This window comes from Bacillus inaquosorum KCTC 13429 (genome assembly GCF_000332645.1).
Taxonomy (GTDB): domain Bacteria; phylum Bacillota; class Bacilli; order Bacillales; family Bacillaceae; genus Bacillus; species Bacillus inaquosorum.
In genome coordinates, this window is sequence record NZ_AMXN01000005.1 from 66,921 (window position 1) to 82,648 (window position 15,728).

Consider the following 15,728-nt stretch of genomic DNA (forward strand, 5'->3'; position numbering starts at 1 on the left):
TCACATTCCCCCTTTTTCATATGACACGTAGACATCTGTCAGCAGCTCTGACTCTTTCGGATACGGACTGTCTTCGCTGAACGAGACGGCTTCTTCAATCGATTTGCTGACACGCTGTTCAATGTCTGACAGTTTATTTGCATCTGTTTCTTTTAACAGGTAGTTTTTAAAGCCTTGAATAGCATCCTTTTCTTCAAGGTGCTCAGCTCTTTCATCCTTCGTTTTATAGGTTTGGGCATCCCCTTCGAAATGGCCATAGTTTCGATAAGTCATACATTCAATCAAAGACGGGCCCCCGCCGTTTCTTGCTCGTTCTATCGCTTCCTCGGCTGCCTGGTAAACTGCTAAAATATCTTTTCCGTCAACTGTGACCCCCGGCATGTTATAGGCAGCCGCCCGGTCGGCAATTGAATCACAGGCCGACGCGTACTCAAATGGGGTGGCTTCGCCATAGCCGTTGTTTTCAGCAACAAATACGACAGGAAGGTTCCATACTGCTGCTAGATTCAGCCCTTCATGGAAGGTGCCTTGGTTATTTGCTCCGTCTCCGAAAAAGCAAACGCTTACATTCTTAGTCTGTTTATATTTAGCGGTGAGCGCTGATCCGCATGCGAGCGTAAATCCGCCCCCGACGATTCCATTTGCCCCTAACATACCTTTATCGAGATCGGCAATGTGCATAGAACCACCCTTGCCTTTACACAATCCGGTCGCTTTCCCGAAAATTTCCGCCATCATGCCGTCCAGATCACAGCCTTTGGCGATACAATGGCCATGCCCCCTGTGCGTGCTTGTAATGCTGTCGCCATCATGTAAATGAGCGCACACCCCTACAGCCACCGCTTCCTCACCGGCATACAAATGGACGAATCCGGGAAGCACTCCCTGTGCGAACAGTTCATGCACTTTGTCTTCAAAGCCCCTGATTTCCAGCATCTTTTGGTACATCCACAGCGCTTTCTCCTCAGTTAATGACAAGCCTTCTCGTTTTAACAATTCCATTTTGTGTGCCTCCTTCTATTTAGGGTTCACGTTTTTAAATGCAAGAAGTGTGCCAGCCTTTGGAGCCCGTAAAATCAGTCTTTCCGTTTTTACACTGGAGACAGTTCGAGACAGGCGTCTCATTTTGTCTCGATTTGATCCATTTGTCTCGTTTTATGGCCTGCAAAAAAGACCGTGTATCACCCGGTCTTTTGACAATGATCGACGTATTTATTTCCTCGGAAATCTTTTTAACTTCCTAATTCCTCCGCATCGTTTGGCTGAATAGCCGTTTTCGCAAGAAAATCAATTGAATATTTCACAAACCGATACCGCCGTCGCCGTCCTTCTGCATACAGTCTATCGTGCCGTTTGAATATGTATATCTCTTTTCATTAAGCGTTTTTCTGACCGTTTCCGCCAGCTTTGAAGCACCTGTTTTTGATAACCCGCTGGCATCTAATTGCATCGTTATGCTCATAGGCGCTTTTTCAGCCAGCTGTTTGTTCCATTTTGTATCTAATGTGAACTGACCGTTTTCAATGCTCAAAGCAGTGTCGGCTTTTATGATTTGCGGAACCGCTTTTTTCAGATCTGCTTCGATTTCCTTCGATGCTTCTTCATTTAAACGTTTTGCTGCTGATTCTGTATACGCCTCTTCAATTCCATCGCAAGTGACTTTAGGATAGAGAAATCCCTTCGTACACATTGGGTAGCGATGAGATTGGGTGTTTGCTTGGAACACATATTCCGAGGTTTTAGCGTTATATACCCCATTCGTAATCTTGATTTCTTTTTTGGGATAGGTTTGTTTCGCATAAGATATAAGCTTCTGCTTTGCGGCATTTTTCGTAAATGGATCACCGAAACACACATGATAGATATATAGCCCGCATCCGAATACCGCAATAACAAGCAAGCCAAATACAAGTTTTTTCATGTTCACATTCTTTTCTTGATATGTACGTGCTACAGTTCTTGCTTGTCTTCAACCGCCCGGTTCAGCGCTTGAAGCATGTAGCCAATGCCTTTGTATGATGACAGAGGCCAGCTGATGTGCTGATGCCCGCCGATGACGGCGTTTAGGACGCTTCGATATTTTTTGCCGCCAAGCATGACAAGCTCTTCGATGTCGGAAAAGCCTTTTTCGCAAAATTGGCGGCGGAGCTCCTCTGCTGTCATGATCTCCGGGTGACCGGTTCCAAAAGCCACATCGTAATTTTCGGGAACGATATCATCTGGGCGAAGGAATCCGTGCTTCGCAGACAAAATCACCCATTCATCGATAAATGTTTTCGCATATCGCTCGCACGCCTGATGAAACGGGCTGAGATAAGCGTCTTCCGCCCTTACCGGCCCTGTATCTGGATGGATGTCCCATATTTTTTTCTTGCCGCAGGGGATGATGCATAGTCGTTTCATTTTTCTCTCCCCTTTATCATGTATTTCATATCAATGTACCATTATTTTCTTATTCCTGCATGTCATACAATAAAAATAGAGGGGGGTTCCCCCTCTACTTCAACAGCTTCATTGCAGCCCGCTCCAGCAGCTGGACACCTCGCGGCAGAATGTCTTCCTGGATATCGAACTTTTCATGATGATGCGGGGCGGCGATGTCGGTGCCGATGATCATATACGTTCCTTTTCCTCCCCGCTCTTGAACCCTTTTGATCATGTAGCTTGCGTCTTCGCTCCCTCTTGATCCTGTTTGAATGCCTTTGAGAGAAGAAAAACCGTCAACCTCTGCAGCCGCTTCAAGCACAGTTTTGACCATTTCCTCGTCACATTTGATCGGAATGGCTCCGCCGATGATGTCGATGTCATATTCAAGCTCATGCATGGCTGCACTGTGGGCAATGATCTTTCGTACGCGTTCCTCCAGATCACAATTGACCTCTTCTGAATCAGACCGCGTTTCAATGATCATTTTGGCGTGCTGCGGGATGATATTTGCCGCTGTTCCGCCTTCAAGCACACCGACATTAATGCGGGTATCTCCTGAGCTGAAACGCGGAATGGCGTGAATATTTAAAAGCGCTGTTGCCGCACCTAGCAATGCATTCTTGCCAAGCTCAGGCGCCGCGCCGGCATGAGAGGAGACGCCGCGGAAATGGACGGCCATTTTTGTCGTGGCCAGAAATCCTTGCGCTCCTCCGTATATTTCTCCCAGCGGCACATTGGTGCCAAGATGGTGGCAGAGAAGATAGTCGACATCATCCAGCATGCCTTTCTCGGTGACGGCGTACGCTCCGCGGACGCCCTCTTCGGCGGGCTGGAAGATCAGCTTTAAGGTGCCCGCAAAGTTTCCGTGTGCCATAACTTTTGCCACACCTAACCCAATGGCGGTGTGGCCATCATGGGCACAGGCGTGCATATTTCCTTCAAATTCAGACCGGAAGCCCTTGGCGAACGGGACATGGTCCGCCTCTGCGCTTTCTGTAATCGGCAGTGCATCCATATCAAAGCGAAGCGCGACGACCGGTCCCGGTGCATTTCCCTCCAGCGTGCCGATGACTGCGGTGTATCCGCCTTCCATTGGCGCAATGATATCGGGATCCGCTCCATTTTCTATTGCACGTTCAAAAGCCCGCTGCAGGTCTTTTTCAGAAGGGACGCCTCTGCGGGCACTGCCATCAATTGCATCCTTTCCATATGTCACGTGGTATCCAAGGGCCAGCAGGGTTTCCACAACCTTTCCGGCTGTACGAAATTCCGTGAAGCCCACTTCTGGATGCCGGTGAAAATCTCGTCTCACTTGAATAATATCCATATCTCCCACCCTTTGTTGTTTTTACTTTGCATAGACGCCCGGCCCGATTGGCCAGCCGAATACGTACCAAATAAACATCATGAGCAGCCACGCCAAGAAGAACAGAACCGTATACGGAATCATTGTTGAAATCACGGTTCCAAACCCCGCATCTGTTTTGTAGCGCTTATAGTACGCCAGCAGCATCGGCAAATAAGGATTCATCGGCGTGATGGTGTTGGTGGCGGAGTCCGCTATCCGATAGGCGATTTGAATAAAAGCGGGATGGAAATCCAGCAGCATCAGCATCGGAATAAACACGGGTGCCAGCAGCGCCCATAACGCGGAACCGCTCGTAATAAACAGACTGACGATACACGTCAGCAACGAAAATCCGATTAATACAGGGAATCCCGTTAGATGAATAGATTGCAGAAAGTCAGCGCCTTTTACCGCCATAAAAATCCCCATATTGCTCCATGTGAAAAAAGCGATAAACTGAGAAATGACAAATACGAGCACAATAAAACCTGACATACCTTTAACGGAATCACCCATCAGCTTCGGAACATCTGTCTGATCCTTAATGCGTCCGGCCATGATGCCGTAGACAACCGATACAGTAACAAAAAACAGTAAAATGATTGGGATAATGCCTTTCAGAAAAGGTGAGGAAAGAATTGAGCCGTTTTCAGGATCTCGCAGGAGCGCTCCCTCCGGTACGACTAATATCGCAATGATGCCCGCGTATAAGAGAGCCGCAGCCCCTGCCCCCTTCAGCGCTTTGATCTCTTTTTTCGTTAAAGCCGCCATTTCCGGCTGATATTCACCGCGGTAACTGCCAAGCCGGGGTTCAACGATTTTGTCTGTCACCCATGCTCCGATAAAGGCTAAAACAAATACGGAAGCGGCCATGAAAAACCAGTTATCAACAGCGGACACGTGAGCATTTTTGTCGATCGTTTGGGCGACCTTTGTGGTGATACCGGAAAGCAGCGCATCTGTCCCGGCAATCATCAGGTTGGCCGTAAAACCTGATCCTACCCCTGCTGAAGCGGCCGCAAATCCGGCGAGCGGATGACGGCCGGCTGCCATGAAAATCAGCGCGCCTACCGGCGGTATAATCACCCATGCCGCATCGGAAGCCAGATTCCCTAAAATCCCGACAAATACAACGGAGTAGCTGATGATCGCTTTCGGAATGTGGGCCATCATCTTCTGCAACACAGCTTCAATTAAACCGACCCGTTCCGCCAGCCCGATGCCGAGCACCATCGTAAGCACAAGGCCGAGCGGCGGAAATTGAACAAAGTTGTTTACCGCTTCCGTCAGCATCCAGTGAATGCCCTCGGTGCTAAGCAAACTTTTGACTGCTATTGCTTTGCCGTCCGCCGGATGTGTTACTGCGTTTCCAGCCAGCAAAACAGACATGGCGATGACGATCATAGATAAGTAGATAAACAGCATAAAAGGATCAGGCAGCTTGTTTCCAGCCTTTTCGATCCACTTTAATATTCCTTTATGCTCGATCTTTTGTAAAGAATCAGCAGTCATTTCCGGCAGATGTTTAGCCATAGCGCCCTCCTATAATCGGTTTTAGTATGCCTTCACAGAAAACGTATGATGGGAATTGAGAATAAAAAAGACTGAATTTACAAATATTTTAACACCTGCTGGTAATGCGTTTTCGTCAAATGTGAATTTAGGATGGTGATGAGGATAGATCATCTCCTCGCCTCCCGCTCCCAAAGCGATGTAACAGCTCGGCACTCGTTCAGAAAATGCGGAGAAATCCTCACCGCCCATCATCGGTTCTAACGGAAATACCTGTTCCTCTCCCCAAAGACTTACTGCTGCTTGTTTCACAAGCTCGGTGATATCCCGATCGTTTACAACAGATTTGTATCCATGGCGAAAATCAAATTCATATGAGGCGCCGTGGGCTTCGGTTACACCTTTTATGATCTGCTCCATCCGCAGTTTCGCCTGTTCCCGGATTTCTTCCTTAAACGTTCGCAATGTCCCGCCCAGCGTTACGGTATCTGGGATGACATTGTAGGCTGAGCCTGCGCTGCACATCGTGACGGAGAGCACCAGCCTTTCAGCTGGATCTGTATGTCTCGAGGATATGGTTTGCAAATGAGAAATCAGCTGAGAGGCGATCACGAGCGGATCGACGCACTGTTCGGGCTGGGAGGCGTGTCCGCCTTTTCCTTGAATCGTGATATCAAAGCGGTCAGAATTCGCAGTGACAGCACCTGATGCCAGACCGATTTTTCCTAATGGCATGGCAGAAAACAGATGGATGGCTAAGCACATATCAAGATGATCGGTAACACCGGCCTGCACCATTTCCTGCGCTCCGCCGGGATGAACCTCCTCGGCATGCTGAAAAATGAAATAGACTTCGCCCCTGATTTCGTCCTTTCTCTGAGATAATACCTCAGCCGCCCCAAGCAGCATAGCGGTATGCCCATCATGGCCGCAGGCATGCATCACACCCGAATGCCGGGAAGAAAAATCGCTCTCATGCTCCTCCTGAATCGGCAGGGCGTCCATATCAGCGCGCAGCCCAATGCGTTTACCGGTCCGGGAACCGATCAGCCGGGCGACCACGCTTGTCCTTGTCGGACGTCTGATGTCAAGGTTGCCAAAAGTAGAAAGCGTATCATATACAAATTGAGCTGTTTTTTCTTCTTGAAAGGACAGCTCTGGGTATTGATGGAGATGTCTCCTCCATTCAATCACATTCTTGTACGTAGCGGCATATTCATCCATCATGCTTCCAGCCCCCAATCGTTTTTAGAAACTCTTGCATTTACTTTATTGATTATATGGCGCTGGTTCAATCGGAATGTCAGACAATCTGACTTATTAAAGGTGACATAGATCAAAAAAAGAAGAGGAAATCTGACAGATTTCCTCTTCTACTGCTCTTCCATCCCATCAAGATACTTTCTCTCAAAGTCATCGAGCAATGCACGCACTTCATCTGTTGACTTTGTGTTCATGCATTGATTTCTTAATTCACTTGCCCCGCGGAATCCACGGAGATATATCTTAAAAAAGCGAGGAAGAGGCTTGTACGCGCGGGCTTCTGTTTTAGAATATTCATCATGGAGATCCAGATGCAGCCTTAAGAGATCAAGCAATTCCTTACTGCTATGTTCTTTCGGCTCCTTTTCAAAGGCAAACGGATTTGTAAAAATACCGCGCCCGATCATAATCCCATCAACACCATATTGTTCAGCGAGCTTCAAACCAGTTTGGCGGTCAGGAATATCACCATTGATCGTTAAAAGTGTATCTGGCGCCACCTCGTCACGAAGTTTCTTAATCTCCGGGATGAGTTCCCAATGCGCATCCACTTTACTCATTTCAGCTCTTGTACGCAGATGAATGGAAAGATTAGCAATATCCTGCTTCAATACATGTGTCAGCCAATCACGCCATTCATCTATATCCGTGTAACCAAGCCTTGTTTTCACGCTTACTGGCAATCCCCCTGCTTTTGCTGCTTGTATTAATTCTGCTGCAACCTCTGGACGACAAATAAGGCCGCTTCCCTTTCCATTCCCTGCCACATTAGGCACAGGGCAGCCCATATTGATATCCAGACCCTTAAACCCTAATTCCGCCATCCCAATACTCATTTGGCGAAAGTTTTCAGGCTTATCCCCCCATATGTGGGCAACCATTGGCTGTTCATCCTCTGTGAAAGTCAAACGGCCACGCACACTATCCTTCCCATCCGGGTGACAATAGCTCTCCGAGTTTGTAAACTCTGTAAAAAACACATCCGGTCTGCCAGCTTCACTCACTACATGGCGGAAAACAACATCCGTCACATCTTCCATTGGTGCCAGTACAAAAAATGGTCGTGGTAGTTCACGCCAGAAATTATCTATCATAACAAATTCAAATCCTTTCATTATGGAGACGGCCAAATCTTTATCCCAAATTAAAAAGCTGATCATGCTTCTTTTACACTTATAGCATGCTTCAGCACTTCTTATCAAACTATAGTAAATTTTGAACATTTAAATCTTTACCAAGTGTAAAGAAACCGGTGAGAAAAGGCAGTTTAGATCATAGGCTAGGTATATTATCGAGATTTATACAGTATACTCCTGAGTATTTTTTAGATGGACGAGTATCACATACTTGTTTCTCCGCCCCTACCCAAATTTGTGAAACTAAGATATTGAATTGGTTTGGCTCTTAAAAATCCCGGGATTCTTATTGAAAAAAACCGAGAAATTCAGACTGGACAAGGGCGGCGCATGAAAAAGACCCGGAAACCGGAATTGTATTTTACCGGAATCCAAGTCTGATTAGGAATTGTTTATTTTAGTTAGACGATTTCAATACAAGCTTCGCCACAGCTTCCACATGAGCCGTCTGCGGAAACATATCCACAGGCTGAATATATTCCACGCGATAATCCTTTGACAGCGCCTGCAAGTCCTTTGCAAGCGTGGATGGATTGCAGGATACATAGACAAAGCATTTCGGTTTGACTTTTTTGATCGTGTCCAGGAACGTGCTGTCACAGCCGGTTCTTGGCGGGTCGACGATGACGACGTCCGGACGGAAGCCTTCTTTCGTCCATTTCGGGAGCCAATGCTCAGCTGTTCCTGTTACGTATGTGGCATTTGTCATGCCGTGTTTTTTGGCGTTTTTCTTGGCATCATCAATTGATTCCTTGATGACGTCCATGCCGCGGACTTCCTTCGCTCCGTCCGCCACCCACATTCCGATGGTGCCGACGCCGCAATACGCGTCAACGACTTTTTCTTTTCCGGTCAGCTGCGCCGCTTTTTTCACTTCGTCATACAGCTTGACGGTTTGCTCCGGGTTGAGCTGGAAGAAAGCGCGGGCGCTCAGTTCAAATGATACGTCGCCAAGCACCTCTTGAATCACTGTTTTTCCGGCGAGCGGTTTTGTTTTCTCACCGAAAATCACAGAGGTTTTCGCTCCGTTTACATTTTGGATAATGGATTTGACCTCTGGCAGGCGCTTTTGGATCGCTTTGACGATTTCTTCCTTGTGCGGAAGCGTTTCTTTTGCTGTCACAAGCACGACCTGCACTTCGCCTGTTTCAAAACCGACTCGCGTCACAATGGTGCGAACGTCGCCTTTTCGCTTCCGTTCATTATAAACAGACACATTGAAATCCTCTAAAATGCGGCGGACGATTCCTGTTGTTTTATTTGTTGCCGGATGCTGGACGACGCAGTCTTTAATCGGCACAATATCATGAGAATCAAGGCCGTATAAGCCGGCGATGATGCTGCCGCTTTGCGAGCGCCCGATTTGGAATTGGCTTTTGTTGCGATAATTCCACGGGTTGTCCATGCCGATCGTTTCTTTGATTTCCATGTTCTCTATTTTTAACTTCGTATGGCGCTCAAGCGACTGAATGACGATGTCTCGTTTTTCCCGAAGCTGCTGGCTGTATGCAAGGTGCTGAAGCTGGCAGCCACCGCACTGTTCATATACAGGACAAGGCGGTGCCACGCGGTGCTCCGACGATTTGCGGATCTTCTTAATGCGCCCCTCCGAAAACTTCGGCTGAACCTTTGTGGCCTGCACGACAACCTCTTCACCAGGAAGCGCACCGGGCACAAAGACGACTTTTTTCTTAAAGTAGCCGACACCTTCACCGTTAATGCCGAGACGCTTAATCGTCAGCGGAAAGGTTTGTCCGACTTTCAGTTCGACGGGCGCCTGTTTCTTTTGTTGGTTCACGTTGTTCTCTCCGTTTCTATAATGAAGCTTTCTGCAGATGGCAGAAAGTGAAATGTTTTTTTCACATCTTTCTAGTATAACACGTTTGCATGATTTCCTTCATTGTCAGACGAATTATTCGATACTCCTCCACAAATACAGAGACGCATAGCTTAAGTAAGGCTCCCACTCCTTGCTCATCGCCAGCATGACATCCTTTGCCGGCTTATCGTCCAGCTGAAAATGGCGTTTGATCGCATTCTGGAGACCGATATCGGCAAGCGGGAATAAATTAGGGCGTCCAAGGCCGAACATGAGAACGTTTTGCACGGTCCACGGGCCGATGCCTCTGATTTTGATCAGTTTCTTCATAATGTCTTCATCCGTCATATTCGGAAGCTCTGACAAGTCGAGTGTGCCTTCTGCGATCATCCTTGATGTATCAATGGCGTATTCCGCTTTTCTCATGCTGAATTGCAGATCGCGAAGATCCTGATAATCGAGTTCCGCAATCGTTTCCGGCTTTGGATAGCACCACACGCCGTCCTTCTGCTCGCCAAACGCATGGACAAACCGTTCTGTTAGCGTGTAAGCGAAGGAAAGATTGAGCTGCTGGTGGATGATGCATTTCATGATGCAGTTGTACACGCTGTAGTCCAGTACAAGCGGCGTGCCTGCATGCTCTTCAAAAATGGCGGACAGACTCGTTTTCGAAAAATGATCGAGAACGTGCTGCAAATCATGTTCCCATTGAAAAATCCGCTTGATTTCCTTCATCATCTCATCCTGATCCGTTTCCCCGCTGACGAGAAAATCAGGCTCGGCCGCATGGCCTAACGCCTGTACCTTCACAATACACACATCCCCCGCCTGGTTTCTGATCGGCACACGGATTTCCCGCGCTTCTTTATCTACCGCATTGAGGGGATCTAAAGACAGTCTGTCCAACACCCGGTCAAAATGGTACGGAGGCGTGACAGATACGTTTTCCTTCCACATGCAATCCACCCTTTTTCCGTTTTTTGTTCAGTATAACACGCCGCTGGAAATAGGCAGAGAACACCGTATACTTTTCTCATAAAGGCCGCATGATATAATGGCAGGTGGAGGGTTGTTTATGATCAACATTACCGCAATTACAACAGAGCATCAGCTGCTGAAAAATATACCAATCGAACGTGTGGAACAGCCTGATATTGCATGGTACTGGGTTGATTTTTACGGCCCGGAGGATACGGAAACGGCGTTATTGAGAGATTTTTTTCATTTTCACCCGCTCGCCATTGAGGATTGCTTCCAGCATATGCAGCGACCGAAGCTTGACCATTATGACGGCTATCGCTTTTACGTGATTCATGCGTTGAATAAGGAAACGCTGGAGACGGAGGAAGTCGATATCTTTCAAGGCGACAAATTTGTCGTCACCTTTCATTTACACGAAACACCCGGTATCGCCAAAGTCCGGGAGCGATTGTATGCTTCACCCGACATATTTAAAAAAGGGCCTGGGCACATTTCTTATATGATCATGGATCAGCTTGTTGATGAGTATTTTCCTCTCGTGTACAAAATTGAAGACCGGCTAAACGAAATTGAAGAAAGCCGGCCCCACAAAACGTACGGAACACTGATGAATGAGGTGTTTGATCTCAGGACAGACCTTTTGCACTTGAGACGGACAATTATTCCAATGCGTGATTTGCTCTATCGGATTTTAAGCCTAGACCATGTGAAAGAGCAGCGGGAAACGAAAGCCTACTTCAGTGACATATACGATCATTTGTTAAAATTGTCTGAGATTGTGGAATCCAACCGTGACATGACGTCCGACTTGCGCGACAGCTACGTGACACTGAATTCAAACCGGATGAACGCGATTATGATGACACTGACGATCGTGTCAACCATTTTTATTCCGCTCACCTTTATCGCCGGGGTATACGGCATGAACTTCGACAACATGCCGGAGCTGCATTGGAAATACGGATATTTTGCCGTGCTCGGCCTTATGGCCGCGCTTGTGATCGGGATGCTGATATGGTTTGTACATAAAGGATGGTTCAATATATTTAAATGAGGACAGCGTGAAGCTGTTCTTTTTATGTTGGCAGATCATGTTCTTTTGTTTATAATGGAAAAAATATTCAGGGAGTGATCAGATTGAAAATCGCTGTCATCGGACTCGGCAATATGGGACAGCCCATTGCCAGAAATGTGCTTCAAGCAGGCTACAAATTGACTGTTTATAACCGAACGAAACAAAAGACGGAAGAACTTGCATCAGAAGGCGCACAGGCAGCTGACACGCCGCGAAAGGCGGCAGAGTCAGCTGATATTGTCATAACGATGCTTTCAGATGACGATTCTGTCAGCGCTGTGACATTTGGAGAAGACGGATTGATTGAAGGATTAGCAGAGAACGGCATTCACATCTCGATGAGCACGATCAGTGTTGAGTTCTCAGAAAAGCTCGCAGCAGCTCATGCGGAGAAAGGACAATCCTTCCTCGCCGCTCCTGTGCTCGGCAGGCCGGATGCCGCCGCCAAAGCCGCGCTTCGCATCATAACAGCTGGACCGGAGGAAGCGAAGCAAACCGCCAAGCCTCTGCTTGACAGCCTGAGTCAGCAGGTATTTGACGTCGGCGATGAAAGCAAGACTGCAAATGCAGCCAAAATCAGCATCAATTTCTTGCTCGTGTCTATGCTTGAGGCATTATCTGAATCATTCTTACTGATGGAAAAGTACGGCTTAGAACAAAAACAATTTTTAGAAATCGCCAGCGCTCTCTTTGGCTCTCCTGTCTATCAAAATTACGGAACCATCATGGCCGAGCAGAAATTTGAGCCGGCCGGTTTCAAAATGACCTTAGGTCTCAAGGATACCAATCTGGCACTCGCCGCCGCAGAACGAGTCTCTGCAAACCTCCCTCTTGCCGAGCTTGCCAAGAGCCATTTTGAAAGCGGGATTGAAAAAGGCTTCGGAGATCTGGATTGGGCTGCACTGATTAAATGTATAAAGTAATGAGAAAAGCCTCTCCGTTTAAGGAGGGGCTTTCTTGTTACAAAGACGGCAGCTTCATCTCTTTCTCAAACATCAAATCATCAAGGCTTTTAAATGTATAGCCTTGTTTTTTCAGATCTGTGATCGCATCATCCAGAGCTTCGGCATTGTCCCTCGATACGGTGTGAAGCAGGTAAATGGCTCCTGGGTGCGCCTGCTTGATCATATGATCGTAGGCATATTTCTTCCCTTTTTGGTTGTTGATTTTCCAATCAACAAAAGCGACCGACCAGAAAACGGTTTGATAGCCTAAGCGTTTCGTTTCTTTCAGTACATACTCACTGAACACGCCGCGGGGCGGGCGCAGATACAGGTTGTCCTGCTTTCCCGTAATTTTATAGACCTCTTCGTTGACGGAATCAAGTTCGTCTTGAATCTGGTCAGCTGTTTTTTTCGTCAAATCCGGATGGTGAAAGGAATGGTTGCCGATAATATGGCCTTCATCTGACATTCGTTTGATCAGCTCAGGCTGATCCTTTACGAAATGCCCTGTGACAAAAAATGTTCCTGTTACGCGATGTTTTTTTAAGACATCAAGCACTTTTGGCGTATAGCCATTTTCATAGCCGTTATCAAACGTTAAGTAAATCGTTTTTTCCTTTGTATTGCCTAAATAAAACGCGTCATATTTTTCAATTAAACTGTTCAGCTGCTTCCCGGCATCAGGCGGCTGATGATTGACACTTCGTTTAAAGCCCCAGTTAATCGGCTCATTCGGCACCGCTTCCGCCTGTGCTGCGCTGCCGGCAAGCAAGACGGCGGCGCAGCATATTGAACACATCCACTTCATGGCCAGCGCTCCTTCTGCATTTTTTCTTATTTTACAGAAAGGCGCTTTGTTTTATACTGACGCTTTATGCCAATATAAAAACCGCGGCATGCGCGGTTTTATTCCCAATCTTTTTTAAAGCGTTCGTATTTGGCTTCCAAGTCATCAAGCATGCTGATAAGCCTATCTATATCTTCAACGTCGGTTGCTTCAGGGTCTAATGAATCGATGACGTTCATAAACATATCAAGTCTGTTCTTTAAATAATCTAGCTGCTGGTCCTTATTGTTTACTGCGTTCCCCATTCTGTTCCTCCATTCATTTTTTATTATGGTAGCTCATTTTTTGCCGTTTTTCAATCGCTCCGCTACTTGCGAACTTGTCAATTCAGGTCTAAAATTAACTGTTGGCAGCGTTAGTATGCCCCATTTATAAAGGAGTTAGATAGTCATGACACAAAACACGAAGCTGCGTCCGATTACACCCGAGTTTGACCCTTGGGAAGCCTATATGGATGTTGAGCAGTATGGCGAAATGCAGCTGACAAACGTTGAATTCACAACGACGACACTGTGCAATATGAGATGCGAGCATTGCGCTGTAGGCTATACCTTGCAGCCTAAAGACCCGAATGCTCTGCCAATAGATCTTCTGTTAAAACGGCTGGAGGAAATCCCGCGCCTGCGATCCATCAGTATTACAGGCGGAGAGCCGATGCTTTCGTTAAAATCAGTAAAGGAATATGTCGTTCCATTATTGAAATACGCCCATGAACGGGGTGTGCGGACGCAGATCAATTCCAACCTGACCCTTGATATTGAACGATACGAATGGATTATTCCGTATCTTGATGTGCTTCATATTTCTCATAACTGGGGTACAGTTGAGGATTTTGCTGAGATCGGCTTTGCCATGATGGACAGAAAACCGACTTTCGAACAGCGTGCGCGTTATTTTGAAAAAATGATCGAAAACAGCCGCACGCTTGTGGAGGCCGGGGTGATGGTATCTGCGGAAACGATGCTTAATAAACGCACACTTCCTCATATTGAGCATATTCACCGCCAAATCACAGAAGATATGAAATGTCAGCGTCACGAAGTCCATCCGATGTATCCGAGCGATTTCGCAAGCGCTCTTGAATCTCTCAGCCTGAAAGAGATGAGACAGGCCATTCACCGCTTGCTGGATATTCGTGATGAAAATACGTGGATGCTGTTCGGGACACTTCCGTTTTATGCCTGCAGTTCAGACGAAGAGGATCAAAAGCTGCTTCGCCGGATTCGCGCGGCGAAAAACGTCACGGTGAGAAATGACCCTGACGGCCGTTCCCGCCTGAATGTGAACATTTTCGACGGAAACATTATCGTGACCGATTTCGGCGATACACCGCCGCTTGGCAATATTCAGACGGACAGCCTCCCTTCCGCCTATGAAAAATGGAGAGGGACCAAGCTTGCGAAAGAACTGAATTGCCACTGCCCGAATGTCCGATGCCTCGGGCCGAATGTTCTCGTCAAAAACAGTTATTATCAGAATACAGATTTCACAAAACGTCAAGCCAGGAGTTAGATGCGGATGGAAGAAACACTTACGGAGATTTTTCAGAATAAAATCGTCGATATTCTCCTCGTTGCCGTTATCCTTTGGATCGGTGTCTTTATCATCAACCGATTGGTGCAGCTATTTTTTAAACGGACGGACTTTATTGAAGAAAGAAAAGAAAAAACAATTGAAAGCCTTGTCCGTTCTGTCACCCAGTATACGGCGACGATTGGTTTTATCTTTTACGTTATTTCTTTATTTGTGCATGATTTCGGCAAAATTTTAGCCGGGGCAGGCGTGGCCGGTATCGTGATCGGTTTTGGCGCCCAATCGCTGATTAAGGATGTGCTGGCGGGTGTGTTCTTAATTTATGAACGCCAGCTGCACAAAGGCGATTATGTCACCGTCAACAATTTGTTTAACGGGACAGTGGAAGAAATCGGCCTTCGCTCTCTGCAAATCCGGGAGTGGAGCGGGAAGCTTCTCACCATTAGCAACGGTGAGGTTAGACAGATAGAGAACTATAATATCGATTTTATGCGGATTACCGAATCCTTTCTCATCAGCTTTAAAGAAGATCCGGACCGCGTGTACAGCGTATTGGAAGAGGCATGTGACATGCTGAATGAAGAGCTTCGGGATTCATTGAAGCGGGATGAATTCGGCAATCCGACAGAACCGTTTCAAATCCACGGAATCACCGCATTGAATAAAATCAATCGCGGCGTCGAATTTACGGTAAAAGGCATGGTAAAAGATGATGATTATTTCAGTGCCAGCCTTGCAGTAAGACGGGTTCTCGTTCGCCAGCTGTACCAAAACAATGTGCAAATGCTTGAGGAAGCGGTCAGAATCGAGAGAACGCAATAAATAAAAAAACTGATTCCGAGT

14 protein-coding genes and 1 pseudogene are annotated in these 15,728 nt (G+C 47.0%); 4 read left to right on the forward strand and 11 right to left on the reverse strand.

Annotation, left to right across the window (positions count from 1 at the left end; translation table 11 throughout):
- The 9 genes and pseudogenes from acoA to BSI_RS07335 form a co-directional block, all read right to left on the reverse strand.
- Window positions 1-1,002, reverse strand: a complete 1,002-nt coding sequence (acoA, locus tag BSI_RS07375) for an acetoin:2,6-dichlorophenolindophenol oxidoreductase subunit alpha (protein WP_003239800.1) — start codon at window positions 1,000-1,002, stop codon at window positions 1-3.
- Window positions 1,003-1,232: 230 nt separating this feature from the next.
- Window positions 1,233-1,921, reverse strand: a pseudogene (locus BSI_RS07370) (YfjL-like protein).
- Between the two features lie 29 nt (window positions 1,922-1,950).
- A complete protein-coding gene (locus tag BSI_RS07365) occupies window positions 1,951-2,403 on the reverse strand; it encodes a DUF6884 domain-containing protein (RefSeq protein ID WP_003239807.1) in 453 nt (150 codons plus the stop codon).
- Window positions 2,404-2,497: 94 nt separating this feature from the next.
- Window positions 2,498-3,754: an amidohydrolase gene (locus BSI_RS07360; RefSeq protein ID WP_003239809.1), complete on the reverse strand. Its 1,257-nt coding sequence runs from the start codon at window positions 3,752-3,754 to the stop codon at window positions 2,498-2,500.
- A gap of 21 nt (window positions 3,755-3,775) precedes the next feature.
- Window positions 3,776-5,308: an AbgT family transporter gene (locus tag BSI_RS07355; protein ID WP_003239811.1), complete on the reverse strand. Its 1,533-nt coding sequence runs from the start codon at window positions 5,306-5,308 to the stop codon at window positions 3,776-3,778.
- Between the two features lie 21 nt (window positions 5,309-5,329).
- Complete coding sequence (locus BSI_RS07350) at window positions 5,330-6,514, reverse strand: M20 metallopeptidase family protein (RefSeq protein WP_003239814.1); 1,185 nt, start codon at window positions 6,512-6,514, stop codon at window positions 5,330-5,332.
- A 146-nt stretch (window positions 6,515-6,660) separates the two neighbouring features.
- The gene (locus tag BSI_RS07345) at window positions 6,661-7,644 is read right to left on the reverse strand and encodes a tRNA dihydrouridine synthase (protein ID WP_032732212.1); all 984 of its coding nucleotides are present in this window, start codon (window positions 7,642-7,644) and stop codon (window positions 6,661-6,663) included.
- A 439-nt stretch (window positions 7,645-8,083) separates the two neighbouring features.
- Window positions 8,084-9,484, reverse strand: a complete 1,401-nt coding sequence (gene rlmD, locus BSI_RS07340) for a 23S rRNA (uracil(1939)-C(5))-methyltransferase RlmD (RefSeq protein ID WP_003239819.1) — start codon at window positions 9,482-9,484, stop codon at window positions 8,084-8,086.
- Between the two features lie 114 nt (window positions 9,485-9,598).
- Entirely contained in the window at window positions 9,599-10,462 is an 864-nt protein-coding gene (locus BSI_RS07335) for a DNA-3-methyladenine glycosylase family protein (protein ID WP_003239820.1), read from the reverse strand.
- 118 nt (window positions 10,463-10,580) lie between these two features.
- On the opposite strand from BSI_RS07335, the gene corA reads away from it, so the two are divergent.
- Entirely contained in the window at window positions 10,581-11,540 is a 960-nt protein-coding gene (corA, locus tag BSI_RS07330; protein ID WP_003239822.1) for a magnesium/cobalt transporter CorA, read from the forward strand.
- 83 nt (window positions 11,541-11,623) lie between these two features.
- A complete protein-coding gene (locus BSI_RS07325; protein WP_003239824.1) occupies window positions 11,624-12,484 on the forward strand; it encodes an NAD(P)-dependent oxidoreductase in 861 nt (286 codons plus the stop codon).
- Between the two features lie 37 nt (window positions 12,485-12,521).
- Here BSI_RS07325 and pdaA read toward each other — a convergent pair whose 3' ends face one another.
- A complete protein-coding gene (pdaA, locus tag BSI_RS07320) occupies window positions 12,522-13,313 on the reverse strand; it encodes a delta-lactam-biosynthetic de-N-acetylase (protein WP_003239827.1) in 792 nt (263 codons plus the stop codon).
- Window positions 13,314-13,411: 98 nt separating this feature from the next.
- Complete coding sequence (locus BSI_RS07315; protein WP_003239829.1) at window positions 13,412-13,597, reverse strand: SE1561 family protein; 186 nt, start codon at window positions 13,595-13,597, stop codon at window positions 13,412-13,414.
- Between the two features lie 145 nt (window positions 13,598-13,742).
- On the opposite strand from BSI_RS07315, the gene yfkAB reads away from it, so the two are divergent.
- Both yfkAB and mscC read left to right on the forward strand, forming a co-directional pair.
- A complete protein-coding gene (gene yfkAB, locus BSI_RS07310) occupies window positions 13,743-14,864 on the forward strand; it encodes a radical SAM/CxCxxxxC motif protein YfkAB (RefSeq protein ID WP_003239831.1) in 1,122 nt (373 codons plus the stop codon).
- Window positions 14,865-15,707, forward strand: a complete 843-nt coding sequence (gene mscC / locus BSI_RS07305; protein WP_080010752.1) for a mechanosensitive ion channel protein MscC — start codon at window positions 14,865-14,867, stop codon at window positions 15,705-15,707.
- Window positions 15,708-15,728: the final 21 nt, after the last annotated feature.

Bases quoted from the DNA above. Each gene is read 5' to 3' on its own strand.
- BSI_RS07335 (WP_003239820.1), bottom strand. From the start codon at position 10,462: ATGTGGAAGGAAAACGTATCTGTCACGCCTCCGTACCATTTTGACCGG.
- acoA (WP_003239800.1), bottom strand. From the start codon at position 1,002: ATGGAATTGTTAAAACGAGAAGGCTTGTCATTAACTGAGGAGAAAGCG.
- BSI_RS07365 (WP_003239807.1), bottom strand. From the start codon at position 2,403: ATGAAACGACTATGCATCATCCCCTGCGGCAAGAAAAAAATATGGGAC.
- BSI_RS07345 (WP_032732212.1), bottom strand. From the start codon at position 7,644: ATGATAGATAATTTCTGGCGTGAACTACCACGACCATTTTTTGTACTG.
- BSI_RS07315 (WP_003239829.1), bottom strand. From the start codon at position 13,597: ATGGGGAACGCAGTAAACAATAAGGACCAGCAGCTAGATTATTTAAAG.
- corA (WP_003239822.1), top strand. From the start codon at position 10,581: ATGATCAACATTACCGCAATTACAACAGAGCATCAGCTGCTGAAAAAT.
- BSI_RS07350 (WP_003239814.1), bottom strand. From the start codon at position 6,514: ATGATGGATGAATATGCCGCTACGTACAAGAATGTGATTGAATGGAGG.
- yfkAB (WP_003239831.1), top strand. From the start codon at position 13,743: ATGACACAAAACACGAAGCTGCGTCCGATTACACCCGAGTTTGACCCT.
- pdaA (WP_003239827.1), bottom strand. From the start codon at position 13,313: ATGAAGTGGATGTGTTCAATATGCTGCGCCGCCGTCTTGCTTGCCGGC.
- BSI_RS07360 (WP_003239809.1), bottom strand. From the start codon at position 3,754: ATGGATATTATTCAAGTGAGACGAGATTTTCACCGGCATCCAGAAGTG.
- BSI_RS07355 (WP_003239811.1), bottom strand. From the start codon at position 5,308: ATGGCTAAACATCTGCCGGAAATGACTGCTGATTCTTTACAAAAGATC.
- mscC (WP_080010752.1), top strand. From the start codon at position 14,865: ATGCGGATGGAAGAAACACTTACGGAGATTTTTCAGAATAAAATCGTC.